Origin of the sequence: Halovulum dunhuangense, assembly GCF_013093415.1 — a bacterium.
Lineage (GTDB): Bacteria > Pseudomonadota > Alphaproteobacteria > Rhodobacterales > Rhodobacteraceae > Halovulum > Halovulum dunhuangense.
This window is the reverse complement of record NZ_JABFBC010000003.1, coordinates 12,376-35,783: the sequence shown is the minus strand read 5'-3', so window position 1 is coordinate 35,783 and position 23,408 is coordinate 12,376. Positions and strand designations below refer to the sequence as shown.

At 60.9% G+C, this 23,408-nt stretch carries 24 protein-coding genes and 3 pseudogenes; 15 read left to right on the top strand and 12 right to left on the bottom strand.

Annotation, left to right across the window (positions count from 1 at the left end; translation table 11 throughout):
* Positions 1-858: 858 nt before the first annotated feature.
* Together HMH01_RS15235 and HMH01_RS15230 are read left to right on the top strand one after the other, a co-directional pair.
* Entirely contained in the window at positions 859-1,749 is an 891-nt protein-coding gene (locus tag HMH01_RS15235; RefSeq protein WP_343035365.1) for a glycosyltransferase, read from the top strand.
* A 301-nt stretch (positions 1,750-2,050) separates the two neighbouring features.
* Positions 2,051-2,167, top strand: a pseudogene (locus HMH01_RS15230) (transposase); the annotation flags it as partial.
* 236 nt (positions 2,168-2,403) lie between these two features.
* On the opposite strand, the pseudogene HMH01_RS15225 reads toward HMH01_RS15230, so the two are convergent.
* Positions 2,404-3,417 (bottom strand): annotated as a pseudogene (locus HMH01_RS15225) (IS110 family RNA-guided transposase).
* A 57-nt stretch (positions 3,418-3,474) separates the two neighbouring features.
* Here HMH01_RS15225 and HMH01_RS15220 point away from each other — a divergent pair.
* The 4 genes and pseudogenes from HMH01_RS15220 to HMH01_RS15205 all read left to right on the top strand — a co-directional run.
* Positions 3,475-3,696 (top strand): annotated as a pseudogene (locus HMH01_RS15220) (IS3 family transposase); the annotation flags it as partial.
* A gap of 76 nt (positions 3,697-3,772) precedes the next feature.
* Positions 3,773-4,009 (top strand): integrase core domain-containing protein, encoded by a 237-nt coding sequence (locus HMH01_RS15215; RefSeq protein ID WP_171326621.1) that lies wholly within the window; start codon positions 3,773-3,775, stop codon positions 4,007-4,009.
* Between the two features lie 23 nt (positions 4,010-4,032).
* Positions 4,033-4,392 carry an IS5 family transposase gene (locus HMH01_RS15210; protein ID WP_171326653.1) on the top strand — a complete coding sequence of 120 codons (360 nt, stop codon included), beginning with the start codon at positions 4,033-4,035 and terminating at the stop codon, positions 4,390-4,392.
* The gene (locus tag HMH01_RS15205) at positions 4,389-4,601 is read left to right on the top strand and encodes a transposase (RefSeq protein WP_171326652.1); all 213 of its coding nucleotides are present in this window, start codon (positions 4,389-4,391) and stop codon (positions 4,599-4,601) included. Before HMH01_RS15210 ends, HMH01_RS15205 begins: the two co-directional genes overlap by 4 nt.
* Positions 4,602-4,612: 11 nt before the next feature.
* On the opposite strand, the gene HMH01_RS15200 is transcribed toward HMH01_RS15205, so the two are convergent.
* Positions 4,613-5,724, bottom strand: a protein-coding gene (locus tag HMH01_RS15200) for an IS3 family transposase (protein WP_171326651.1) whose coding sequence is annotated in 2 segments (ribosomal slippage) — positions 4,613-5,475 and positions 5,475-5,724 — 1,113 coding nt in all. Because the reading frame shifts where the segments join, the coding sequence is not laid out codon by codon here.
* Positions 5,725-5,770: 46 nt separating this feature from the next.
* On the opposite strand from HMH01_RS15200, the gene HMH01_RS15195 reads away from it, so the two are divergent.
* Positions 5,771-6,004, top strand: a complete 234-nt coding sequence (locus HMH01_RS15195) for a transposase (RefSeq protein WP_425483624.1) — start codon at positions 5,771-5,773, stop codon at positions 6,002-6,004.
* Positions 6,005-6,397: 393 nt separating this feature from the next.
* On the opposite strand, the gene HMH01_RS15190 is transcribed toward HMH01_RS15195, so the two are convergent.
* The 3 genes from HMH01_RS15190 to HMH01_RS15180 are packed head-to-tail and all read right to left on the bottom strand — an operon-like array spanning position 6,398 to position 9,020.
* Positions 6,398-7,096 carry a WbqC family protein gene (locus HMH01_RS15190; protein ID WP_171326649.1) on the bottom strand — a complete coding sequence of 233 codons (699 nt, stop codon included), beginning with the start codon at positions 7,094-7,096 and terminating at the stop codon, positions 6,398-6,400.
* A complete protein-coding gene (locus HMH01_RS15185; RefSeq protein WP_171326648.1) occupies positions 7,093-7,944 on the bottom strand; it encodes a sulfotransferase family protein in 852 nt (283 codons plus the stop codon). The genes HMH01_RS15190 and HMH01_RS15185 overlap by 4 nt, the downstream gene beginning before the upstream one ends.
* Positions 7,941-9,020 (bottom strand): DegT/DnrJ/EryC1/StrS family aminotransferase, encoded by a 1,080-nt coding sequence (locus tag HMH01_RS15180; RefSeq protein ID WP_171326647.1) that lies wholly within the window; start codon positions 9,018-9,020, stop codon positions 7,941-7,943. Before HMH01_RS15180 ends, HMH01_RS15185 begins: the two co-directional genes overlap by 4 nt.
* On the opposite strand from HMH01_RS15180, the gene HMH01_RS15175 reads away from it, so the two are divergent.
* Positions 8,962-10,023 (top strand): glycosyltransferase, encoded by a 1,062-nt coding sequence (locus HMH01_RS15175; RefSeq protein ID WP_343035348.1) that lies wholly within the window; start codon positions 8,962-8,964, stop codon positions 10,021-10,023. The two genes, HMH01_RS15180 and HMH01_RS15175, sit on opposite strands and share 59 nt — an antisense overlap.
* Positions 10,024-10,029: 6 nt before the next feature.
* On the opposite strand, the gene HMH01_RS15170 is transcribed toward HMH01_RS15175, so the two are convergent.
* Both HMH01_RS15170 and HMH01_RS15165 read right to left on the bottom strand, forming a co-directional pair.
* Entirely contained in the window at positions 10,030-10,917 is an 888-nt protein-coding gene (locus tag HMH01_RS15170; RefSeq protein ID WP_171326645.1) for a glycosyltransferase family 2 protein, read from the bottom strand.
* A 44-nt stretch (positions 10,918-10,961) separates the two neighbouring features.
* A complete protein-coding gene (locus tag HMH01_RS15165; protein ID WP_171326644.1) occupies positions 10,962-11,102 on the bottom strand; it encodes a hypothetical protein in 141 nt (46 codons plus the stop codon).
* A gap of 390 nt (positions 11,103-11,492) precedes the next feature.
* Between HMH01_RS15165 and HMH01_RS15160 the strand changes: the two genes are divergently transcribed.
* Positions 11,493-12,473, top strand: coding sequence for a hypothetical protein (locus HMH01_RS15160; RefSeq protein ID WP_171326643.1), 981 nt, complete (start codon positions 11,493-11,495; stop codon positions 12,471-12,473).
* 71 nt (positions 12,474-12,544) lie between these two features.
* Here the strand turns inward: HMH01_RS15160 and HMH01_RS15155 are convergent, their stop codons facing one another.
* Positions 12,545-13,240 (bottom strand): AraC family transcriptional regulator, encoded by a 696-nt coding sequence (locus HMH01_RS15155; RefSeq protein ID WP_216366895.1) that lies wholly within the window; start codon positions 13,238-13,240, stop codon positions 12,545-12,547.
* A 152-nt stretch (positions 13,241-13,392) separates the two neighbouring features.
* On the opposite strand from HMH01_RS15155, the gene HMH01_RS15150 reads away from it, so the two are divergent.
* Both HMH01_RS15150 and HMH01_RS15145 read left to right on the top strand, forming a co-directional pair.
* The gene (locus tag HMH01_RS15150; RefSeq protein WP_171326641.1) at positions 13,393-14,583 is read left to right on the top strand and encodes an MFS transporter; all 1,191 of its coding nucleotides are present in this window, start codon (positions 13,393-13,395) and stop codon (positions 14,581-14,583) included.
* Positions 14,584-15,236: 653 nt separating this feature from the next.
* Positions 15,237-16,286 carry a DUF6064 family protein gene (locus HMH01_RS15145; protein ID WP_171326640.1) on the top strand — a complete coding sequence of 350 codons (1,050 nt, stop codon included), beginning with the start codon at positions 15,237-15,239 and terminating at the stop codon, positions 16,284-16,286.
* Between the two features lie 13 nt (positions 16,287-16,299).
* On the opposite strand, the gene HMH01_RS15140 is transcribed toward HMH01_RS15145, so the two are convergent.
* Positions 16,300-17,619, bottom strand: a complete 1,320-nt coding sequence (locus HMH01_RS15140; protein WP_171326639.1) for an MFS transporter — start codon at positions 17,617-17,619, stop codon at positions 16,300-16,302.
* A gap of 10 nt (positions 17,620-17,629) precedes the next feature.
* A complete protein-coding gene (locus tag HMH01_RS15135) occupies positions 17,630-17,890 on the bottom strand; it encodes a metal-sensing transcriptional repressor (protein ID WP_171326638.1) in 261 nt (86 codons plus the stop codon).
* Positions 17,891-18,390: 500 nt separating this feature from the next.
* On the opposite strand from HMH01_RS15135, the gene HMH01_RS15130 reads away from it, so the two are divergent.
* Together HMH01_RS15130 and HMH01_RS15125 are read left to right on the top strand one after the other, a co-directional pair.
* A complete protein-coding gene (locus tag HMH01_RS15130; RefSeq protein WP_171326637.1) occupies positions 18,391-19,119 on the top strand; it encodes a HupE/UreJ family protein in 729 nt (242 codons plus the stop codon).
* An 18-nt stretch (positions 19,120-19,137) separates the two neighbouring features.
* Complete coding sequence (locus tag HMH01_RS15125) at positions 19,138-19,761, top strand: transmembrane anchor protein (RefSeq protein ID WP_171326636.1); 624 nt, start codon at positions 19,138-19,140, stop codon at positions 19,759-19,761.
* A gap of 77 nt (positions 19,762-19,838) precedes the next feature.
* Here the strand turns inward: HMH01_RS15125 and chrA are convergent, their stop codons facing one another.
* Both chrA and HMH01_RS15115 read right to left on the bottom strand, forming a co-directional pair.
* On the bottom strand, positions 19,839-21,254 hold the full coding sequence (gene chrA / locus HMH01_RS15120; RefSeq protein ID WP_171326635.1) for a chromate efflux transporter: 1,416 nt from the start codon (positions 21,252-21,254) through the stop codon (positions 19,839-19,841).
* Positions 21,251-22,087, bottom strand: a complete 837-nt coding sequence (locus HMH01_RS15115) for a chromate resistance protein ChrB domain-containing protein (RefSeq protein WP_171326634.1) — start codon at positions 22,085-22,087, stop codon at positions 21,251-21,253. Before HMH01_RS15115 ends, chrA begins: the two co-directional genes overlap by 4 nt.
* Before the next feature lie 358 nt (positions 22,088-22,445).
* Here HMH01_RS15115 and HMH01_RS15110 point away from each other — a divergent pair, with 358 nt between their 5' ends.
* Together HMH01_RS15110 and HMH01_RS15105 are read left to right on the top strand one after the other, a co-directional pair.
* Positions 22,446-22,619: a hypothetical protein gene (locus HMH01_RS15110; protein ID WP_171326620.1), complete on the top strand. Its 174-nt coding sequence runs from the start codon at positions 22,446-22,448 to the stop codon at positions 22,617-22,619.
* Positions 22,620-22,721: 102 nt separating this feature from the next.
* A complete protein-coding gene (locus HMH01_RS15105) occupies positions 22,722-23,399 on the top strand; it encodes an exopolysaccharide biosynthesis protein (protein ID WP_171326633.1) in 678 nt (225 codons plus the stop codon).
* Positions 23,400-23,408 lie beyond the last annotated feature (9 nt).

Genomic DNA, 23,408 nt, shown 5'->3' with positions numbered 1-23,408 from the left:
CCTCTGCTTCACTCTCCAGCTTGATAGAAACATCTCCTGATATACGCTTCGCGATTTCAATATGACTGGTCGAGCTCGTCGCAGGAATTGCACTGTTTTCACGGGGGGGGGGGCGTCCTCAGAGTCATGAACCTGCGCGCGCTAGCCGAGCTGACGGAAGCAGCGCAATGTATCCGGATAATGCGAAGGCACCTTGCATTTATTCGCCCGAATGTCAGGCGGGGTGAGCTTGCAGCTATAATCGGCTAAAGCACTACGTTCGGCGTGACGGCGTTGCTGACTGCTTGGCTGTAAGCCGGGCCACTGAACCTGCAGCGGCTTTTCGGACCCTCGCACTTGGCCACGGCCGGCCAGTTCGCGCTGGACCTTAAGGTGGGCACTACGCTCGTGGCGACTATCATATCCATCTAAAAAGCGGCACTGACGGTGCCTAGCCAGCCTATCAAAAACGGAGATCCACGGGCACGCGTCGATTGGGTGCTCAACTTGAGCGCGGCAGTCCAAGTGTTGGGAACCGCTTCTACCATCGGTTTTGTTTTCGGGCCGTGGGCCGTCACATTGGTTCTTGGCCAAAAGTTTGCTTTGACCGGGCGCCAGCGGCGGCGGGCATAGTCATCGATGCACCGATAGCGCTTCCGACGAACTTCGCCCCGATGCTGGTTGTGCGCGGGCGGCGTCGGGCGACCATGCTAGCTGCAGGCTTGGGTTGCGTGGTCTTGATTGCTGCATTTCCGCAAGCCAAAGTTTCTATGTATACGAATCGGCCGCGGCACTGCGATTGGCCTGGGTTCTCAGGGCGGCAGCTCCGGTACTGTGGGGCTCAAGCACAGAAGCGAAATAAAAAGTCGCGGTTGCCCCATGTATGGATTGAAAATTATGGACTCACACACATTGCACTTTTCAAATGGCAGATTTGTCAACGATGGGAAGCCTAAGGTTTCCGTCGCCGTAATGACCTACAACCAATCAGATTATATCTCTGAAGCACTTGAAAGTGTTTTGTCACAAAATACTGACTTCGCAATTGAGATTTTAATACATGACGATGCCTCCACAGATGGTACACAACAAATTATCGATACATATAGGAGTAAATATCCTGATATAATTAGGACAATAAAACAAAAAGAAAACCAACACTCACAAGGTCGTCGAATTATAGAGATACTTTGGCCAGAACTGCAGGGGGACTACATTGCGCTACTTGATGGTGACGATTGCTGGACGCTCAAAGATAAGTTGGCGAGGCAAGTCAAGTTTCTCGATGAAAATCCCGATTGCGCACTCTGCCAGGGACGAACACGTTATGTGCAGGGAAGCAATCGGCGGAGCATCAGATCTTTCCCACCCCGCCGCCATAGACAAAAGCGCCGAGAATTGGAACACATGGCGCCCGGCAACTTCGTGCAGACCAGCAACGTGATGATCCGCAAGAGTATGTTGCCAGCTATCCCGGAAGGGTTTGAATGCTTGCCCTTTGGCGACTACGCGTTGTTTGCACTAGCAGCTCAAAGCGGCTGGATTGGATATATTAACGAAGAAATGGCTTTTTACCGAATACACAGTAATAATATGTGGGCACAAACACCACTAGAAGATCGCCTAGCAAAGACAGAGACCGTTCGCGCATTCATTGCGACCCGACTACCTCCAGAACAACGAGATCCTTGGTTGATTCCGTTAAAAAAAAGCGGCTTCTTGCGAAAGATGCTGAGAACGGCAATTAAAAAATTATTTGATCGGCAATAATTTAAACATGCTTTCATTTTAATCTTTAAGTGAATTTTAAAATAATTATTTTCCCAATACTGGTTTTTAGAAAAGAATTTGATCTCCGCCTCTTTTCTTTAAGATATGCGACAAAGAAGCCCGTTGGTGAGCGGCATGGCCGGTCTGGACGAGGGGATTGGCGTTGATCACATACTGAGGTTTCATGTCTACGCCTAGTTCTACGCCTATGCCTGCGACTAGCAGTTTGCAGTAGGTCTGACGTTGCCCCTCTGCCTAATCCACTTTGAGGTAGGCTTTGCCCCAACCGCGAGGACCAGAGATGAAGCGCAGCGGGTTCACTGAAGATCAGATCATCGGTATTCTGAAGGAGCACGAGGCAGGGGTTTCCGTCGCTGATCTGTGCTGCAAGCACGGCGCCAGCAATGCGACGGCCTACATCTATGGACGGCTCTCCCTTTGCAAGCGTTCGGAAGCAGTAATCGATCGTGACGGGTGCTGACATCTATCCGGCGTCGCCGGTCGATGGTGGCGCGCCCAAATGGGTAATCCGCGAAGCATGGCCCTCGACAAATGGTCGGCCTCTTGGGCCTTTATAAAAGCCAGGGTCTCCATGCACCGGATCCGTCAGGTCGATTCATTTCCTCTTTCGCCTGCACCTCAAACCGTCACGCATCAGGTCGCGGGGCGGTATTCCTCATTTCTGGCCAGCAGCACCCAGATAACGCGCGCATTCTTGTTGGCGACGGCGACAATGGCTCGGTTCATCCCTCGGCGTTCCCGCAGTTCATTCACCCACCGGGTGAACCGATCGGTCTTTCCGGCCGCGGTTCGCACGACAGCACGGGCGCCATGGACCAGCAGGGTCCTCAGGTGCTGGTCGCCGCACTTGCTGATCCCCATGAGGACCGTCCGATCTCCGCTGGAATGCTAGCGCGGGACCAGCCCAAGCCACGCGGCCATGTGACGCCCGTTGTCAAAATCGCGCCCGTCACCCACTGCGGCAATGACGGCGGTGGCGGTCTAGGGGCCAACGCCGCGGATCCGTCCAACGCGCTGGCAGGCCTCGTTCGCGCGGAAGGCCTGATCGATGCGCTGGTCGAACTCCTGCATCCGCTTGTCGATCTCGCTCATCAGTTCCAGAAGCGAGGGCAGGATCTGTCGGCAAAGCCCTGACAGATCGTTGACGATCTCGGGGATCATGCGCGGGGCGCGCGCGATCGATTGTCCAAAGGCGATGCCTCGATCCAGGAGAATCCCCCGCATCTGGCTGACCAGTGCGAACCGGTGGTTGACCATGTGCCGGCGGGCCCGATGAAGGGATTGGATGTCCTGCTGGGTAACGCTTTTCTTCGGCACGAAGCTCATGCGCGGCCGGATGACTTCGATGGCAATCGCCTCGGCGCCGTTGCGATCATTCTTCTGCCGCCGCCCAAAGGGATTGACATGCTGGCGGGGGGGGGGGGGCGATGATCCTGACTTCGAGACCGAGGGCCTCGAACTGCCGCTGCCAGAAAAAGGCCTCGGTGCAGGCTTCGATGCCGATCACGCAGGCCGGGATCTCCCCACGGCCCGCAGTAGCGTTTCTCGTCGCACGCGGCGGCGGAACTGGATTTCTCCATGTTCATCCAACCCGCACAAATCGAATACGTTCTTGGCGAGATCAATACCTATGGTCTTGATGGTCATCCTTCCCTCCTGTGTCTTCGATACCCCGATCTTGCGACCGGGGTGGATCCCATCAACTGGAAGGCCAAGTTCGGCGGCATGACGGTGTCAGAGGCCAAGCGCCTGAAGGGACTCGGGGGCAAGAACGCGCGCCTGAAACGGCTGTTGGCAGATGCGATGCTGGATAATGCCGCGCTGAAAGACCTCCTGGGAAAAGTCGTGACGCCCGCGGGAAAGCGGCAAGCGGTCGCGCATCTGGTGTCAGGCCACGGGATGAGCGAGCGGCGGGCGTGCCGAGTAAGGCATCAAAGACCGGCAGCGACTCGCGGCGCTTCAGCCTCCTGCTATAAATCGTACATCCAGATGCATCAACGACATGCACATCGAAAACATTATTGGCGAGGTCGAGGCCAACAGTGGCACGGGTCATGGTAAGCTCCTTTTGCATCGTGGGACCACCATACGGTCCCTTCTCAGGAGCGGGGCCGTCTTCCCGATCAATGGCCGCCTGCGCGACGAGCTGTTGAACGAGACGCTGTTCCCATCCCTGAACCGCGCTCGCGGCCTAGGTTCTGAACTCATAAACGGGATTCCCGTTGTTTTTGGTCTGTGATTCACTTCTGGCAGGAGGTGGTCATGGCGTGTTTTGATCTGTCGGACTTTGAATGGGAACTGATCCAGCCGCTGTTGCCGAACAAGCCGCGCGGTGTTGCGCGGGTGAATGATCGGCGGGTGCTGAACGGGATCTTCTGGGTGCTGCGGACCGGCTCGCCTTGGCGTGACCTGCCGGAGCGCTATGGCCCGCCGACCACCGTCTACAACCGCTTCAACCGGTGGGCCAAGGCTGGCGTCTGGGTGCGGGTTTTCGAAGCCCTCGCCGAGAGATCGCCGGACAGCATGCTGCTGATCAACGGTTCCATCATCCGCGCCCACCAGCAATCCGCGGCGAAAAAGGGGGGTCGGATCACACCCTCGGTCGCTCTCGTTGGGGATTGAGCACCAGGATCAACGCGACGGTCGATGCGCGGGGCCTGCCCGTCGCCATCACCCTCTCGCCCGGGCAGGCATCGGACAAGGCGGCGGTGGCAGGTCGGCTCGCCTTGCACCCGCGCCCGGGCGATGTAGTGGCAGACAGGGGCCATGATGCCCGCGCCGTGCTGGACCTGATCGAGGCACATGGCGGGCGCGGTGACCTGCTCCCCTGAAATGTCCGCGGTTATAGGTTAGCTCTGTTCAGGGTTTGGTCCTCTTTCGACCGTTGGTGATACTCCCACGGTGTGAGCCCGTCGAGGCTCGTGTGGGGGCGGTGATGGTTGTAGTCGTCACGCCACGCCGCGATCAGGCTGCGGGCATGGCGCAGGTTGGCAAACAGGTGCTCGTTGAGGCACCCGTCCCTGAGGCGGCCATTGAAGCTCTCGACAAAGCCATTCTGCATCGGTTTCCCCGGCGCGATGTAATGCCATTCGATCTGGCGCTCCTCCTGCCAGCGCAGGATGGCGTTCGAGGTCAGCTCGGTCCCGTTGTCGCTGACCACCATGCAGGGATGGCCTCTGACCTCGGCGATATGATCCAGTTCTCGGGCGACGCGGTGACCGGAGAGCGAGGTGTCGACGACGGTCGCCAGGCATTCCCGGCTGAAGTCGTCGATCACGCAGAGCACCCGGAAGCGGCGGCCATCGGACAGGCTGTCCGAGACGAAGTCCAGCGACCAGCGCTGGTTCGGTCCCTGCGGGATCGCCATCGGCGCCCTGGTCCCCAGTGCTCGCTTGCGACCGCCCCGTTTACGGACTGTTAAGCCTTCCTCCCGGTAGACCCGATAGAGCTTCTTCCAGTTCAGCGTCCAGCCCTCCCGCCGTAGCAGGATGTGCAGACGCCGATAGCCGAACCGCCGCCTCTCGCCGGACAGTTCCCGCAGCCGTTGGCGCAACTCCCGGTCCTCCGGCCTGGTCGGCTGCCGCCGATACACGCGCGGGTCGATCCCGGCCAAGGCACAGGCCCGTCGCTGCGAATAGCTCTTCTCCTTCATTGCCCAGTCCACGGCACGCCGCCTCGAACCGGGCCTCAGAAGTTTTTTCCCAACATCTCCTTCAGCGTCGCGACATCGAGCATCTGTTCGGCCAGCATCCTCTTCAGCTTCGCGTTCTCGGCCTCCAGCGCTTTCAGCCGCCGAGCATCTGACACCTCCATGCCGCCATATCTCGAGCGCCACTTATAGAAGGTCGCGTCGCTGATGCCGTGCTTGCGGCACAACTCCTTCGCGCCCAGCCCGGCCTGATGCTCCTTCAAAATGCCAATGATCTGCTCTTCGCTGAACCGGCTTCTCTTCATCGTCTGTCTCCTCGTCTGGAGAACAGGCTAACCTCAAAACGAGGACATTTCAGGGGAGCAGGTCAGCGGGCACATCCCGACCCAGCGCGACAGGAAGGTGCAGCGCTCCGTCGATCCGGCGATCTACCGACAGCGCAACCTGATCGAGCGGTTCTTCAACAAGCTCAAACACTTCCGGAAGGTCGCCACACAATACGAAAAGACAGCCAGAAACTACCTAGCCGCAATCCTCATCGCTTCGTCTCGACTATGGATGCGCCAGTATGAGTCTGCGTCTTAGGGCAAGGATTACAACACCTAACGCCCGCACTCCCGCCTCGGCTGGCAGACACCTGCCGCGTTCGCCCAGACCTTCACACCACAACGGGGTCTGACGCTGCGCAACTCACAAAGCTCCACGCCAGCCCCCCCCAGCCGCCGTTGCCCAACCCGCCCAAACAGGCAAAACTCAAACCCGGAGTCTCGCTCAAGCTGGATAAAAGTTGCGGGCAACGTCATCCGCAACCGGGTACCGGTCGCGAACAATAGCGGCTATATATTGAGGATCGGTATGGCATTACCTATGCGGGAACCAATGTCAATTGGGAATTGGATCACGGTATGTATTTATCCGATGAGTGAAAAATAATAGATTTGTAGTGGATCTTTATTTTAATAAAATTACAGGTATTTTTTATTTTTTTCGCCTGATCTTACTTGAAATAACATCAAAATCGACCCACATCATCATATCCAAAATTGACAAGTCAGAGATAAATTTGAAGCTTCCTGTCTCGTACTCTACATCAATATGCTTATGAAAAACCAGTTGTACGCCGCTCTTTTCAAAAATGCTTGAGTCGTAGAGAAATTGCCCGCCCGCAGCGTTTATGTAGGTCTTAGCCCCTAACTTGTTACAAAGAAAAAGCGGCCAGCCCCCTCCGGCATGAAGTACGGGAGGCTCAAAATCTAAGTCAGAAAGACGAATTAATTCAGTATCTATATTAAATATTGATTTAATCGAGTTGATAATTTCGAAATTTAAATCTCCTAAATAAACTTGATTATCATTTATATTATCCAATAATGATATTACGTATTTGTAGTTTGGCGCCTCTACTTCGTAAACTCTTAGCTTTTCCTTGATCTGCGCCTTCCAGTTTTTCGAATTATCAATACGACAATCAGCAATCGACGTTTCTAGTCCATCGCGACGCACAGGTATTGTCAGCCAGCTCCAACCCTTATTGCGATCGAGTATACGGTTCCTATTGGCCCATCCACCGCGTGAAAATTGAGCAGTATCAAAAGCGATCCAAATATCACAACCCGCCATCATTCGAAAATATTCAATATAAGGAAATAAATATGGCTGCATCAGGCCTAGTTTCACCTAATATACCTCGCTAGATCTGTATCCATAATATCATTCATAACCTCAATCTTGACTTCATCCGGCAGTTCGCTACGCCAACTCTGGGCCACTTCTGGAGATCTGAAAACTGAAAACACATTGGAGTCGTGTCTAGAATGCGAACGCTTTAAAAAGGATGCTACCTCCTCTGACATCTTCAAGTTCATGAAATCGAAAAGCGTCGATGTCGTTTCGATCGGTGATGCGACGAGGTCTTCATAACGAAACACCAGCACCTGGTCCGGCCTCGATGCTTGAGCTTCTAGAAACATTCGGGCAGCGCGCTTCCAATCGTCAAAACCCCAATACTCGCCAGGCCCTTCTGATCGCCGCCCCGCCCCGTCCCGCCAGTGCGACAAAAAATCCTTCCCCGCGGGAAATTCCTTAGACTTCCTCCAACTGTTCAAATGGCCGCACGGGTGGCGAATTATAAAGGCGATTTTTGCATCCTTAAACAATTCAACTGACCTTAGATACAAATCAAAAAATCGCGTGTCTTTAATAAATAGCCTTTCAATTATCGAAAAATCTTTTTCAATCCATTCAAGCTCTCCCTTTTCACGCCGCCAGTTTTGAGTCATGAAAGGGTCTTGGTTTGAATTTACGGCCTGACGCAAGCACTCACGCCAATCTTCAACTTCTGATTTTCCATCCAATTTATTTTTTAGGGCATATGAGTAATTGGGAGACAACCTCATCAGAACTTCAGGTGCTGATTCAAATATCTGTGACAGCCAAGTGGTCCCCGACCGAGGCATACCTAAGAGGAATACTGGAGCTTCGACCAGCGCTTCGAGCTTATCAAGCGGAATATTTTCTTCATTCATTCTATTCTTTTCACACTCACAGGCAGTGCCGTTATAGCAATCGCTCCCTCCAGCTCCCCATCGCTCAACCCTCCCACATCCGGATGCGTCGGAATGTTGAACAGCCGTGCAAAAAGCGCATGCGCCCTGGGCGCGGCCTCAATCGGGGCGAGAGGCTGGTAATACTTGGCCAAACGAAGCCGCGTGCTCTGGCGCAACCGCTCCAGTGGCACGGGGTCGGTGGCCAGATACATCCAGCTGGTCGCGGGCGGGGAGCGGTCGTCGCCCAACAGCGGCTGCAATCCCAATCCGGTTGCGATGCGCCGCACGCGGGCAGCCTGCTCCAGATAGAGTGGAGCCCAATCCGGGGCACGCTCCAGCCGGTCGATCTGGAAAGCGCAGGCTATGTCGGACAGCTTCCCGTTGTTCAGCCAGGCAGCCGGATCCGACGGTCGTGCGCCATAGTCTATAAGGCCATAGATCGCTTCTGCCGCCTCGGCCGGCACGACGATCAACCCGCCCTCGCCCGCGCCATATGGCTTGGTGTGATGCAGGCTGAAACTTTGCCACGGCCAGTCGGGAATATCGCGATCGACTCCGGCTGCGTTATCGATGAGAAGCGCCTTGTCGTTCTGGCCTGCGAATTCCACATAGCCCGTGAAATCCCGCGCCAGCCCGAAAGGATTGACAACGACGATACCGTCATAGGTATCCGGGTCGAGCGCCCGCAATGCAGCAAGGTCGAGCATCCCCCGATCGTCGCAATCGACGAAACGCATGTCGGTGAAATAGCCACGCCCCAGGTTGGCAAAACTGAACGCCGACGCGACCCAGCGCAGCTTTCTCCCCGCAGACACAGCCTGATGGCGTGCCATCGCCTCGAGGCCTATGCCACCATTCGCGCAGGGCAGCACCGCTCTGTCGGCGGGCAGGTTGAACCACTCCGAATAGCGGTTCGCCAACATGTGATAGAGCGGGCCGCGATTGGCCCACTGGTTCTCCGTCCGGCAAACATGCAGAAGCTGGCCAATCCGTTGCATGTCAGGGACCTTGGCCTCGATGAACGCGATACTCGTATCTGTCGGGGTGTCACGCATTCCCGGGTATTGCCCTCAACGTTTGCCGATACAAGTGTCCGCAACGGATCGCGGCGTACTCAGATGCTGTGCAGCACATCAAATGCTAGCCAAGCCTTCATGCAATTGCGAGGGCTTTCATCGGCACAACAAGAAATCGCGTACCGCAGTCTTGCCGCGGCGTCGTCGCTTTTGTTACCGCTTGCTCCCGCAATTCCACCCGCCAGCGTCCATCACACAGACGCACCGCCCTACCCCGACATCCAACGGAATGCTCCCCCCCCTGACACCCTCCCCCCAGGCGGTTCCGCGTGTCGCGGTCCTGATGGCGACCTTCAATGGCGAGCGGTGGATCGAAGCGCAGATCGCCTCGATCCTGGCAAGCGAGGGCGTGGCGGTGCATGTCTTCGTCTCGGACGACCTCTCGACGGACCGGACGGTCGAGATCGCGCGGGCAGCCGGGCGCGCGCGCCTGACCGTGCTGCCCCCGCTGCGGCAGGGAAGCGCCGCGCGGAACTTCTTCCGGCTGCTGCGCGACGTGGACTGGAGCGGCTTCGACCATGTGGCGCTGTCCGACCAGGACGACATCTGGCGCGCGGACAAGCTGAGCCGCGCCACGGCCCGCATTCGCGCCGATGGGCTGGACGCCTATTCCTCGGACATCACCGCCTTCTGGCCCGATGGCAGGCGCAGATACATCCGCAAGAGCCACAAGCAGCGGCGCCTCGATCACCTGTTCGAATCCGGCGGGCCCGGCAACACCTTCGTCCTGCCGCGCGCCTCGGCCGATGTCCTGCGCAAGCGGCTGGGGATGATCCGCTCCGGCTGGTATCTTGGCCAGGTGCGCCTGATCGCGGACATCGCGGGGGCGCGGACGGTGCCGGTCATGGAGTATGTGCGCGACCCCCGGCCCACGCGCCTGTGGGTTCCGCTGCTGCATTTCCGCAAGTGCCGGCGAAGGCTGCGAGAGGCGTTGATGCTGCTCCTGATCCTGCTCGATGCGGGGATCCGGCGAAGGTCGTGACGGCGCTCAGGGCCGCAGGATGTAGCGGATGGCGGAGAGGGCGCCGACGCTCTTGCGGTGCCTGAGTGCGAAACCGAGCCGGCCGCGCATGTTCCGGGAGGCGGCGAGGAATTCCGTCAGCGTGCGCGAGGCGTCGGCCGGGAGGTCTGCGCCATGGACAGCCCTGAATTCCTGCGCTTGAGAAAGGCAAGAGGGATCGCGGGACCGTCTCAACGCCTTTAGTCCACGCTGCAAGACCCCCGCGACACTGCTTCGAAGACCGACGTGGTTCGCTCCGTGCTGGCGGTAGAGGAGATGACTCTCGTTGTCATATCTGGCCGAACCGTTCGCACTTGCGGTCAGTGAAAGCCACCAGTCGTGCATCAGAATCTGCGACGATCGAACGGGAAAGCGCAAGTGTTCGAGAAATTCGCGATCCATGACGCAGGTGCATCCGGTCGCGTAGTTCCCTATCAGCGTGCTCGCCAAACTCTGATCACCGGCATGCCGATACCGTGACAGGGGTCTGAGTTCCTCGTCCACCAGATTGAGCGCCGAGCAGTACAAACCCGAACCGGACCTCTGGAGGCACTCAATAGCCCGCGCGATCTTCTGCGGTTTCCATACGTCGTCCTGATCCGAAAGCGCGTAGTAGTCGGCCTCGATTTCCCTCGCCCACTCGAGAAGCGTAAGGAAGCTCCGCGCCGGTCCAAGGTTCTCTCCAACCACGACGCGTATTCTCTCGGGGCCGTAGGATCGGAGAATTTCCACCGTCGCATCACTTGACCCATCGTCACGGGCAAGGATCGAAATAGTCCCGTCGAAGTCCTGTGAAAAAATCGAGTCGATCTGTTCCTTCAGAAACTTCTCACCGTTCCAGGTGGACAGCAGAACGAGGACTGGCGGATTGTTCATCTGGCGCTCAACCCGTCTCTTTTACACGATCAGGCCGAAGCACATCAACCGCAGATCCCGCCCGCCGTCACCATGGCCGGCGTGTTCACCACGAGGATCGGCGCATACCCCGCATCCCGGTACATCGACGCTTGCAGCCTTTGCAGGTCGCTCAGCGTTCCGTCCGGAGAGAACAGGCAAAACACAAATCAATCGAGGTGTCCCATCCGTCCTTGTGACCTTTCCGACAAGTCGAGAACGCGAAATCCCGCCTTCGCGACCGCCCCCGGTATGAATTCCCATGCGGTGGGTCGTTCGTGAAGGAATTCATACCGGTATCAGTCTAGCGTTGTTCAGCCACTTCCTCAACATCGTTCCCCAGATGACCCAGGCTCCTTCTGTTTCTCGGTACTGCGGCTGGTACCTTGCTCTCGGCACAAAAGGGTTTAGGCCCGAAGAAGTGTCTCCACCCTGCCTCCGATCAACGATTCCGCGCACGAATCCAGCCACTTGGCACTGCCGAACATCCCTAAGTTGTTCTGGAAATTCCTCCCTCCATTTGCGATCTCGTTATCACGGCAACAAGGAGCACCGGCATGGCACTGCATTTCTTCCCCGACCCAGCCCCTGCCCCAAACAGCGTCGAGGAGGAGATCGAACGGCGGCACATGGAGTTCGTCGACGGCTTCGGCAACGACGGCTTCTTCGAGGAAGCCCTGGTCGTTTCGCTCAAGCAGATAAGCCGCATCTGCACGGTCTATTTCGGCGAGGAGACCGCCAATGCCGGCCTCGACCTCATGGTCGGTCGTTACTTCTCCGATAACGTGGCGAAGGGCGGCTGGGAATACGCGCTCGAGGAGGAATACAGCGGGATCTATTCGGAACTGCCGATAGGCCACCTGTTTCACGACCTCGATGCCTATGCCAACTACGGGATCGTGCTGACGCCCGCGAGGGACGTGGAGACCCGCGAGCGGATCCTGCGGCGCGACGTCCAGAAGGCCGAGGAGTTCATCGAGGCGATCCCGCTCGAGGCCTGGGGGATCGATAACGAGCATGCCTTGCGGCTGGTCAGGAAGGCCTCGGCCCGCCTGAAGCTTGACCTTGGGCAGCCGGTCAAGGCCGAGGATCTGGCGCTGCTTTCGGGGCTCGCTCTGCAGTCGATCAAGAACCGGCTCTCCGGCCGCTCGAAGGAGATCAACGGAAACCGCAACCGGATCGACGCGCACGAGGCGCTGGCGTGGCTGTCCACGCGGGAGGAGTTCCTGCCCTCGCTCTGGCGCGAGCAGGACGACACCAGCAAGATCGAGTTCCTCGATGGAGACATGGAGGGCGCCCTGTTCGTGCCCGTGGCGACGGATGGCAGCAGGTTCGAGCCGGACATGCACAAAGACGGCTTCTATTACGTTGGGAACGAAGGTCATGAACGCCGCTTCGAGGACTACGACGAGGCGCTCGAGGCGCTCCAGAACATGATGGTTCCGGTCTGGCGTCGTCCGATCGAAGGCGGGAACTGGACACGGGTCCGAGGAAGAAGCTGGGACCGCGTTCCGTGCGAGTGCCTCAGAAAGGCCTGACAGGCCCCAGATACCAGTGACAGTGAACCGCCCCCGTTTCGACCGGACACTTTCGTCCTCGATACTCTTCCTTACCCCAATCGATCAGATTTCCGCTGGAGCATCGCCTGCAGCGAGCGCACGTTACTGTAGCCAAGCCCGCGGGCGACAGAAGAGATCGGCTCGCCCCGCGCGAGACGCTCCAAGGCTTCCGTCAGTCGGGCCTGGCCACACCAGTCACCGAAGCTGATCCCGGTCTCGTCACGAAAGCGGCGCGTGAAGCTGCGGCGGCTCATCCCTATCATATCCGCTATGGCGTCGAGCGGGACGCGCGCACCGAGGTCTCCGATGACTGTCTGACACACGGTTTGCAGCCGGCGATCCCGGGGCATGGGCAAAGCCAGACGCGCTACAGGAGCACGCTCGATTTCATCGGCGAGCAACGCAGCGATATGCCCCCCGCGTCCATGGAGGTCATAGTCGACCGGTTCCTCGCTCAGTGCGCGGATCAGCATGTCGAGCAGTGGTAAAATCCGAATAATCCGGCAATCCTCCACCGGCTCGGTAAGCGCGTCCTCGGACAGGAAGGCCGTGTGCATGGACACCGGCCCGTGCATCATCACCCTGTGCATCACGCCCGCCGGGATCAGAAGTGCGTGCCCCTCAGGGACCAGCCAGGTGCCGAAATCCGTAGTCGCCGTCATCAAGCCGCGAACCGCGTAAAGAAGTTGAGTTCTCGGATGGCTGTGCGTCCGGGTAGAGGAACCGGCCGCGAAATCCTTCGCCATGAGTGCGACGGGTTGCTCGATCTCCTGGTAATCCGCCGAGTCTATGGACCGCATGACGCCTCGCAACTTGGCCCGCTTGATGCCAACTTTGGCCCCAAGCGCTCATCGGGCCATTTTATGCTGGTTGCATCCAACACTCGACAGCAAAAATCATGACCAACCAGATCCAGGCCCGCCGCACCATCGTCTTCGTGAACGCAGCACATGCGTTCGATCACTTCGTGATCCTGATCTACCCCACGGCGGTGATCGCAATGGCTCCCGAGCTGGGATTGAGCTATGCCGCGTTGATCGGCCTCGCCACGGGCACCTTCCTCGCCTTCGGACTTTTCTCGCTGCCCATGGGTTGGCTGTCAGGGCGGCTCGGGCGGCGTAACATGCTGGCGGCCTTCTTCCTTGGATCCGGCATCTCGCTCTTGGGGCTTGCGACCGCCGCCACACCACTTGTGCTGGGGGCCTGGTTGCTGGTCCTGGGCGTGTTCGCCGCCATCTACCACCCCGTCGGAACCGCGATGCTGGTCAGCAATGCGCGCAAGCTTGGGCGCGACCTGGGCTGGAACGGGGTCTGGGGCAACCTTGGCGCCGGTCTGGCTTCGGGTGTGACCGCGTTCGTGGCGGCCTGGTTCGGCTGGCGCGCGGCGTTCGCAGTGCCGGGTGTGGTATTGCTGGCCATGGGAGCCACTTTCCTGCTCATGGTCGAGGATGACCGCGCGAACGCCCACACCCGCAAGAATGACGTTCCGACGATACCGGTCACGCGCCCTCGCCTTTTGATCGGCCTTTTCGCGCTGGCCCTCCTGGCCGGCGGCTTCACCTTCAACATGACCACGATCGCGCTGCCCAAGGTGATAGACGAAAAGCTGGGGCTCGACCTGCCGCTCACGCTTGTGGGGACGCTGGCAACCATGACCTTCCTGTTCGGAGCGTTGACCCAGCTGCTCATGGGACGGCTGATCGATCGGCATCCCCTGCCGGCGATCTTCGTCGGGCTGTCCTTCGTCCAGATGACCGGCCTCGTTGTGGCGAGCCTTTCCACGGGTGTGGCGCTGATGGTCGGGCTCGCGTTGGCCATGGTGGGAACCTATGGTCAGGTGACGATCAAGGATGCGATCGTCGCCCGCTACGTACCTGCAGAACGGCGAGCGACCGCTTACAGCATCCGCTATTTTGTTGGCTCCTCGGTTAGCGGGCTCGCCGCTCCGCTGATTGCCTTCACCTATGGCTTCGGCGGGTTCCCGGTCGTGCTCGGCGTGACGGCGTGCTTCGGCATCGCGATCTTCGTCAGCGCGATCCTGTTCCGGTGGGCTGCGACCCCACCAAGACCGCAACTCGCGACAGCCTGAGCCGTCTGGCAGGAGAGGTTCGACTATAGGAGGAGGCTGTTTCCTCCGTCAGCTGAGCTGTCCGACCGGCTGGGTGCGCTCTTGAGCAGCCGAACATTCGGGGGGTGCTGCAGGTCATCACGGGCGAAACCCGGAACGACAACGGACTCTGCGGACGCCATCGCTGCGATGCACTCCCATCACGGCAAGATTGCGCCGAGCGGACGTCCGCTTCGTTCGCACGGCAGAGCTTTGTTCAAAGAGCAGCGAAAGTCGGCATCCCGCCCCTCGGTAAGTGGCCCCGGCCCAGCGCTCCACGACAGAAGGTCCAACGCACCAGAAAATCACGAACCTTGGCCTGCTCCGCGAGAGCTCCTCGCCCTGCGCGCCAGATCTTGCGGTACCCAGCAGGCCAGCCGCCCTGCCCCGTCCAAGAATTCCTCACTCCACCGCTGTCAGTTGACCAGACGCTCTCTCGGCTTCTCGGTATTGGAACGCGTACCGAGGCCCCGAAACGCCGCCGGCTACCCCCATTTTGGCGCCTCCATTCGGCCTCAGAACACCGATTTTACGCATAAATCCAGCTACTTGGTACCGCAAAGCATCCCTAGGTTGTTCTGGAAATTCCGGCCTCCACCTGCCACTTCGGTGTCGCGGCAACAAGGAGCACCGGAATGGAAACGCATCACACCCCCACCTCTCACAGCGTCCAGGAAGAGATCGAATGGCGTTACCTCGCGTTCGCCAACTGCTTCGGCAACGACGCCTTCTTCGACGGAGCCCTGATCACCTCGCTCCAGCAGATCAGCCGCATCTGCGCGGTTTATTTCGGCGAGGAAACGGCCAAGGCCGGGATCGAAGCGATGGTCGGCCGCTACTACCCGCAACCGGTAGCGGAAGGCGGATGGGAGCTTGCGCTTGAGATGCATTACAGCGGGTTCTACCCGGAACTTCCAGCCGGCGACCTGTTCCACCGCGTCGAGGCCTATGCAAAATTCGGGATCTTGCTTACGCCCGCGAGGGACGTGGAGACCCGAGAGCAGATCCTGCGGCGTGACGTTGGGATGGTCGAGAGGTTCCTCGCCGCCATCCCGCTCGAGGCCTGGGGGATCGAGAACGAGCACGCCGTGAAACTGGTGCGCAAGGCTTCGGCCCGTCTGAAACTTGATCTCGGAGAACCAGTCAGTGCCGAGGATCTATCTTTGCTCTCGGGCTTCGCACTGCAGTCGATCAAGGACCGGATGGTCGGGCAGTTTGCGGAGATCCCGGCAGAGGCGGCCCTGGCCTGGCTCTCAACACACTGGGGTTTCCGGCCCTCGCTCTGGCGGCAGCAAGACGCTATCGCGACGCTCGACGTCCTCGAAAATTATATGGAGGACGCGATCTTCATCCCCGTGGCCACCGACGGGTCGAGCTTCAGGCCCTATGAGCAGATTGACGACTACTACCACGTGGGCGCTGAAGGTCATGAGTACCGGTTCGGCGTTGCTCCCTGTCCGACGACCATCTTCACTATCGCCATGTTGCTGATGGGGTCCTGGCGGGCGGTCAGATGGCTGTTGACCCTGCCTGGCCTCTGGGCTGCTGTGGGCGGCAGTGCGGCGATACTGCTCGGCGTGCCGCAGGACTTCGCGTTGCTGGCTGCGCTTTTGCTGCTACTGCTGTTTGCGGTTGCACGTTTCGCGGGTCTGGGGTTCTCCCGTCACGCAGGGTCTGTCGGCTGATCCACCACTTGTCTCAGGGCTGTGACGCCCAGCGGGGGTGCTGGTCATCCACGACGAACGGATGCGCGTGACGACGCGCGCCCTTGAGGTGGGGGTGGTCGAGCGGCAGGTTGTCGTGGCTGTGCTCGAGGATCTCGGGATCTTCCTTCGGCCAGAGCCTCAGGGCTGCCAGCGCGCCGACACCCGCCAGCGCCGCGAGCGTCCCGAGGGCCGCGACCGGTCCGAACTGCGTCATCAGCCAGCCGGAAAGCGGATAGGTCACGAGCCAGCAGGCATGGCTGAGCGCGAACTGGGCGGCGAAGAGCGCAGGGCGATCCTCCGGATGGGCGGAACGCCGCAACAGGCGGCCGGAGGGCGTGAGCACCGCCGAATACCCCAGGCCCACCAGCAGCCACGCGCCAAGAAGCACGGGCCAGGTGAGCCCAAGGGCGGCGACCTCTCCCGCGAGGCCGAGGAGCGTCAGCACCATCAGCGCGGCGCCGGCGACCATCACCGGTCGATCCCTCAAACGATCGAGCAGCCTCGGCAGCGCGAGCGCGGCCAGCATCGAGCCGGCGCCGAAGGCGAACAGCGTCCAGGCCAGCGCGGATGCGTCCAGCCCCAGCGTGCTGCGCACCAGGACCACCGAGTTGACCAGCACCATCGCGCCCGCAGCGGCGGCGGCGAGGTTCAGCGCCAGCAGTCCGCGCAGGCGCGGGGTCGCAAGGTAGATGCGGATGCCGCGCGTGGTGCGGTCGTAGATGCCGCGCGGCTCGGCCGGTTTCGGACTGGGAAGCAAGACCGAGACGACCAGCGCCGCCGAGGCCGCAAACCCCACAACGGTTCCAAGGAAAAGGGAGTTGTAGCTCACCACCGCCAGCAGGAGCCCGGCCAGCATCGGGCTGACGATGTTCTCGAGGTCATAGGCCAGCCGCGACAGCGACAGCGCGCGCGTGTAGCGCGCCTCGTCCGGCAGCACGTCCGGGATCGTCGCCTGGAAGGTCGGCGTGAAGGCGGCGGAGGCCGATTGCAGCAGGAAGATCAGGACATAGACCTGCCAGACCTCGGTGACGAACGGCAGGCACAACGCCACGCCCGCCCGCACCAGATCAAGTGCGACCAGGAACGCCCGGCGGTTCACCCGGTTCGCGAAAGCCCCGGCGATCGGCGCGATGCCGACATAGGCCACCATCTTGATGGTGAAGACGGTGCCCAGCACCAGGCCTGCGTTGTCACCCGCCAGATCAAAGGCCAGAAGCCCGAGGGCGACGGTGGCAAGCCCCGTACCCAGAAGCGCCACGACCTGAGCGGCGAAGAGATGGCGATAGGTACGGTCGGCAAGGACTTCCAGCACGGGGGTTACCTCAAAGGTATCGGGAGATGGCCTTCAGTTCGTCGCGGTCTGCGGCCGAGTGTTCGGCGTCGAGGCAATGATCCATGTGGTCGTGGATCAAGGCACGCTTGGCGTTCACCACGGCCTTTTCGACCGCCTGCATCTGCTGCGCGATCTCGAGGCAGGGCTTGCCCGCCTCGATCATGTCGATAACGGCACGAAGATGCCCATTGGCGCGCCTCAATCGTGCGATGAGTGTGGGATGGGTTGCGTGCACATGCGGCTTGGTCATAGAATGAAGCTATCCTCCCCCAGAGGATAGAACAAGATGGCACGATAAAGCGTGCTGCGAACCGAGAACGAGCAGGCAGGCCAAACCGGTGATACTGTTGCGGACATTCCTGCGGAGTGCGCTTGCGGCGCTACTCTGCCTGTCGCTGGCGGTGTGGTCCGTGGCGCCAAGCGCAAGTCACATCCCCTCGGTCTTCGAGGTTGTCGCCGACCATACCGAGATGATTGCCGAGCATGGTCATTCTCATGGTCTCGAGGAGGATCTCTACTGGGCAATGCATGGCCACAGCCATGACGTGGCCGACCATGATCACAGTCAGGCTCTGCTCGGGCCTGGTGCGGGCTCGGATCTGTCCTTGGGCTATCGAGACAGTCACCGGCTTCGTGCCTTCCCAGGCGGACCGCACCGGGTTTATCTCATCGAACGACCTCCGCGTGCCTGATCGCCGCTGCGCTCCCGCGGCTTGAGCGATCAATCGACACCACAACGGAGATCCATCCATGACCTTGAGTTCAATGGTCCTGCGAGCCCTGGCGCCACGCCAGTTGGCCACGCTGACCCTTATCCTGCTGGCGGCTTTCATGCTGACCGTCAGCCAGGCACTCGCCCATAACGTCACCGCGGGTGACGCGGGCTATATCCAGGAGATCTGGGGGGTGAAGATCATCCCCTTCATCTATCTCGGCGCCAAGCACATGGTGACCGGCTACGATCACATCCTGTTCCTGCTCGGCGTCGTCTTCTTCCTCTACAGGATGAAGGACGTCGGCATCTATGTCAGCCTCTTCGCCCTCGGCCACTCGGTCACGATGCTCCTGGGCGTCTGGTATGGCTGGGGCATCAACGCCTATATCATCGACGCGATCATCGGCCTGTCGGTGGTCTACAAGGCGCTCGACAACCTCGGCGCGTACCAGAAATGGTTCGGATTCCAGCCCAATACCAAGGCGGCCACGCTGATCTTCGGTCTGTTTCACGGCACGGGCCTGGCGACCAAGATCCTTGACTACGAAATCCCGCAGGACGGCCTGCTGCCCAACCTGCTGGCTTTCAACGTGGGCGTCGAAGTGGGCCAGTTGCTCGCTCTCGCCGTGATCCTGATCGTCATGGGCTACTGGCGCCGCCACCCGAACTTCATGCGGCAGGCCACGATCGCGAACCTGGTGATGATGGGCCTCGGCATCTGGCTGACCGTCTACCAGGTCGCCGGTTACATCGCTTCAACCTGATCAAGAATGGACAATGACATGAACAACGTACCCAAACCGAAGCTCGAAGATCTGCCGACCAAGGCGCAACTGCGCCGCTCCAGCATCATCGCCGGCATCGGCGCCGTCGCGATCCTGGTCACCATATACCTGCCCGCGGAACATGCCATCGACCCCACCGGCGTCGGCCGCGTGCTCGGCCTGACGGAAATGGGCGAGATCAAGGTTCAGCTTGCCGAAGAGGCCGAGGCGGATCGCCTGCTGGACGAACAACGCGCCCAGGAACAGTCCTCTAGCGCTCTTGACGCCGTCATCGGTCTGTTCGTCGGCACGGCCCACGCCCAGGAAGCCTGGCGGGACGAGGTGACATTCGTCCTCGAACCCGGGGCCACTGCCGAAATCAAGATGACCATGGAAGCCGGAAATGTTGTCGACTACGCGTGGACGGCGACAGGCGGGCGGGTCAACTTCGACCTGCATGCCCATAGCGGCGGCGAGTCCGTCGATTATGAACGTGGCGCCGGCAAGACCGACGGCGAAGGCAGCATCGAAGCGCCCTTTGCCGGCGATCACGGGTGGTTCTGGCGCAACCGGGACAGCACGCCGATCACGATGACGATCCAGTTGCGTGGTGAATACAGCGCAATCGTAGAGACGTACTGAAGCTCCCCCGTGCCCGCGGCCAGCCGCGGGCACGGTCCCCAGCCTGCAAACCCCTGCTGTCCGAGATGCTTCATGGATCAGCCGGAGAGCGAGGTCATCCCCGAACCATAAAGCAAGAGGCCAACAAGGGCGGACCCGCCCAGCACGATCGTCATGCCGAGTCTCAGCCGGAACACCGCGAAGAGCGCGAGTGCCGACAATGCAGCCGCTGCCCAGTCGATCGAAGCGAGGACCGGAAGCTCGAGCGAGAGCGGCCCGGTGTCGATCCTGCGCACGTCGGTCCAGACGACGTGGATCGCGAACCAGATCGCGAGGTTGAGGATCACGCCGACTACCGATGCTGTCACCGACGTCAGCGCGGCGGAAAGGGACCTGTTCGCGCGCAGCCGCTCCATGTAAGGCGCGCCGAGGAAGATGAAGGCAAAGCAGGGCGCGAAGGTGACCCAGGTCGCAAGAAGGCCGCCGAAAGTGCCGGCGAGGAGCGTGCTTTGCCAGCCGGCCTCGCGGAACGCGCCGAGGAAACCGACGAACTGGAGCACCATGATCAGCGGCCCGGGCGTGGTCTCGGCCATCCCGAGGCCGTCGAGCATCTCGCCAGCCCCGAGCCAGCCGTAGGTACCGACGGCCTCCTGCGCCACATAGGCCAGCACGGCATAGGCACCGCCGAAGGTGACCACCGCCATCTTGGAGAAGAAGGTGGCTATGTCGGCGAAGACGTTGCCCGGCCCCAGCGCCAGTACCAGCACCACCACAGGCGCGAGCCAGAGCGCCAGCGCCACGCACCCCGCCACGAGCGCGCCGCGCCGCGCGGCCGCCGGCATCTCGGCCATTTCCGGCCCCAGGAGCGTCTCGGAGTCGTCGACATGGGTATTGCCGACCGACCCGTGGCCACCACCCGGGGCGAATGCCTGCAGCCCGGTGCGCGCCCCGAGAAACCCGATGACGGCGGCGGCGAGCACGATGAGCGGGAACGGGGCGCCGAAGGCAAAGATCGCTGCGAAGGACAGCGCGGCGATCAAGCGCATTGCGTCGTTCTTCAGCGCCCGGCGGCCGACGCGAAAGACCGCCTGCAGCACGATGGCGAGCACCGCGGCCTTGAGCCCGAAGAAGAATGCGGCAACGAAGCCGACATTGCCGAAGATCACGTAGACCCAGCTCAGCGCCATGATGGCGACAACGCCGGGGAGGACGAACAGGACGCCGGCGATCACGCCGCCCCAGGTCCGGTGCAGGAGCCAGCCGATATAGACGGCGAGTTGCTGCGCCTCGGGCCCGGGCAACAGCATGCAGAAGTTGAGCGCATGCAGGAACCGGCCATCACCGAGCCAGCGCTTCTCCTCGACGAGGATGCGGTGCATCACCGCGATCTGTCCGGCCGGTCCGCCGAAGGAAAGCAGAGCCACGCGCGCCCAGACCCGCGTAGCCTCGGCGAGCGTCGGATAGTCGCGCGCAGTGGCATCCTCCTGCGGGGTCGCCCGTGAGGCATCTCTCATCGCGCGCCTCCCGGCCGGTTGGTCGGCCAGTTGTGCGTCTCGTCCGTGGCGTCACGCGCCCAGCGATAGAACGCATCGTAGAGCGCCATGCCGGCATCGAGCTGCTCGAGATCGTCGGCGTACATTCGAGACAAGCCGAGGGAGGCCGCGAGAAGCCCTGCAGCCTCAGGCGCAAGGTCAAGGCGCGCCGTGTCCGCCCCACGCACGATGGAAGCCAGCCGATCGAGCGCCGGGATCGAGAGCCCGAATTCCGCCAGCATCGTGTCGAAGGTGCAAAGCTCCCCGCGGTGGCTCCAGAACACCTCCTCGATGTCGTAGGGCATCGCCCCGAACAGCTCCGCCACCCCGACGACTTCCGCTGGCGCAACATAGAGGAATATCGCGCGTGGGTCGACGAAACGGCGGATCAGCCAGGGGCAGGCGATCCGGTCGATCTTGGGTCGGGAGCGCGTGACCCAGACCGTCCGGCCCTCGGCGTCGGGTTCAGATAGCTTGTCAGGATTGAGAAGTGGGAGCCCCGCGGCATCCCAGGCGGCCTGTCCACCCTCCAGATACTCGGCTGGTATGTGCGCATTCCGCAGTACGGCGGCGATGCCCTGACTACGCCTGTGGCCTTCGGCGCAGATGACGACAACCGGGCCGCTGAGGCCAAGCGCGAGGCGCGCCAAGGCATCGGGGCTGATCTCCGCCTCGTTGAGCGGCCGGGCGGTGGGAACGCGCCGCGGATCAGCGGCGCGGGCCGCCTCGGTGCGGACATCGAGCAGGGTCGGGCAACGGGGTGTGCCAATCAGCTTGGCCAGCTTGTCGGCAGGGATGGCGTCGGGCGCAGGCATCTGCGTTCCTCCTTGGAAACAAGGTTGAGGTGGAACGCGAGCTTCGGCTGTCGCCTCGTGGGGAGATCGCGGATCCCCATGGGAAGAGAATTTCGCAAGACGGGTGCGCTGTCAATTCCCGCCGCACCGCGCATGGTTGAACTGCTGGCCGCCCACCAACTGTCACCGATGGCCGATGCGGGGCAGATTGGATTATGCTTTCGGAGAGCTTCGGTGTTCTTTTTCAACTCGTGGGAATGGCTCGACTCGATCGAACTCGAGATCGCAACCGAGCTTGCCCGCATGCTCCGCGCTTTCGCCAAGACCGGGGACCTGCCGGCAGGTGCACTACGCCACGCCTCTTTTCCTCGCGCAGATCATGATCAGGATCGCCGACCTGATGGGCTGGGAGAAGTTCCCGCCCGAATGGTCGCTGGGCATCACCTTTGCCATCCTCGGCGCCGGCGTCGTCTTCTCTTTGTGGAAGACCCGGCAGGCCGAGCCGCCGCACAAGGCCAGCGTCGCGCCTGAGCACGGGCGCCAGGAGGGATGACCCCACCTGCCTGCCCGCGCCAATGGAGCGGAGGCAGGGGGGCGGGTCTTTCACAGGAGGGGGCCAGCCCCTACATCCTGCCTGTCAGCAAGGGCGATGATCATGGACCCCGACCCCAGCCCCGGACCAGAAGGGGCGACGAATGAGGACGACCAACAGAACAGCACGGCGCGCAAGGGCCGACGGCGGCTTTCGGAGATCCTTGCCGAGATCGGTCATGACGCCGCGCGCGACGACGTGTCGGTCAACGACCTGATCCGGATCCTCAAGGGGCGCGGGCGTGCTGCGCTGATCCTGCTCTTCGCCGTCCCGAACGTGCTTCCCATGCCGCCAGGCACCTCGGGGGTCCTGGGGCTTCCGCTGCTCTATCTCTCTCTCCAGATGATGCTCGATCGAACACCATGGCTGCCGCGCTTCATCGGTGAGCGCTCGGTCCCGCGTGAGCGTTTCGGCCAGATGGTGGAACGCCTCGGGCCCTGGCTCGCGCGGGCCGAGCGCCTTTTGCGACCGCGCTGGTCGCCGCTGGTGGGCCACCCGGCCGAACATATCCTGGGCGCGCTGTGCCTTGTGCTCGCGGCGGTCCTGACCTTGCCGATCCCCTTCGGCAACATCCTGCCCGCGCTTGCGATCTGCGTGATCGCGCTGGGCATCCTCGAACGTGACGGCCTGTGGATCGCGCTGGGAACGCTGCTGGGCCTTGCATCGCTTCTGATCGTGGCGGGCGTGGTCTATGCTCTGGTCAAGTCCGCGCTCTACCTGCTGGTCAACGCTTTCGCCTGACGCGCCGCG

What these genes read in the sequence shown, in the direction of transcription:
- HMH01_RS15175 (WP_343035348.1), top strand. Translation starts at nt 8,962, where the DNA reads ATGTCAGGGACCTTGGCCTCGATGAACGCGATACTCGTATCTGTCGGG.
- HMH01_RS15160 (WP_171326643.1), top strand. Translation starts at nt 11,493, where the DNA reads ATGGCACTGCATTTCTTCCCCGACCCAGCCCCTGCCCCAAACAGCGTC.
- HMH01_RS15235 (WP_343035365.1), top strand. Translation starts at nt 859, where the DNA reads ATGTATGGATTGAAAATTATGGACTCACACACATTGCACTTTTCAAAT.
- HMH01_RS15130 (WP_171326637.1), top strand. Translation starts at nt 18,391, where the DNA reads ATGACCTTGAGTTCAATGGTCCTGCGAGCCCTGGCGCCACGCCAGTTG.
- HMH01_RS15210 (WP_171326653.1), top strand. Translation starts at nt 4,033, where the DNA reads ATGGCGTGTTTTGATCTGTCGGACTTTGAATGGGAACTGATCCAGCCG.
- HMH01_RS15155 (WP_216366895.1), bottom strand. Translation starts at nt 13,240, where the DNA reads ATGGCGAAGGATTTCGCGGCCGGTTCCTCTACCCGGACGCACAGCCAT.
- HMH01_RS15215 (WP_171326621.1), top strand. Translation starts at nt 3,773, where the DNA reads ATGCACATCGAAAACATTATTGGCGAGGTCGAGGCCAACAGTGGCACG.
- HMH01_RS15125 (WP_171326636.1), top strand. Translation starts at nt 19,138, where the DNA reads ATGAACAACGTACCCAAACCGAAGCTCGAAGATCTGCCGACCAAGGCG.
- HMH01_RS15105 (WP_171326633.1), top strand. Translation starts at nt 22,722, where the DNA reads ATGGACCCCGACCCCAGCCCCGGACCAGAAGGGGCGACGAATGAGGAC.
- HMH01_RS15180 (WP_171326647.1), bottom strand. Translation starts at nt 9,020, where the DNA reads ATGCGTGACACCCCGACAGATACGAGTATCGCGTTCATCGAGGCCAAG.
- HMH01_RS15170 (WP_171326645.1), bottom strand. Translation starts at nt 10,917, where the DNA reads ATGAACAATCCGCCAGTCCTCGTTCTGCTGTCCACCTGGAACGGTGAG.
- HMH01_RS15110 (WP_171326620.1), top strand. Translation starts at nt 22,446, where the DNA reads ATGATCAGGATCGCCGACCTGATGGGCTGGGAGAAGTTCCCGCCCGAA.
- HMH01_RS15115 (WP_171326634.1), bottom strand. Translation starts at nt 22,087, where the DNA reads ATGCCTGCGCCCGACGCCATCCCTGCCGACAAGCTGGCCAAGCTGATT.
- HMH01_RS15145 (WP_171326640.1), top strand. Translation starts at nt 15,237, where the DNA reads ATGGAAACGCATCACACCCCCACCTCTCACAGCGTCCAGGAAGAGATC.
- HMH01_RS15185 (WP_171326648.1), bottom strand. Translation starts at nt 7,944, where the DNA reads ATGAATGAAGAAAATATTCCGCTTGATAAGCTCGAAGCGCTGGTCGAA.
- HMH01_RS15150 (WP_171326641.1), top strand. Translation starts at nt 13,393, where the DNA reads ATGACCAACCAGATCCAGGCCCGCCGCACCATCGTCTTCGTGAACGCA.
- HMH01_RS15135 (WP_171326638.1), bottom strand. Translation starts at nt 17,890, where the DNA reads ATGACCAAGCCGCATGTGCACGCAACCCATCCCACACTCATCGCACGA.
- chrA (WP_171326635.1), bottom strand. Translation starts at nt 21,254, where the DNA reads ATGAGAGATGCCTCACGGGCGACCCCGCAGGAGGATGCCACTGCGCGC.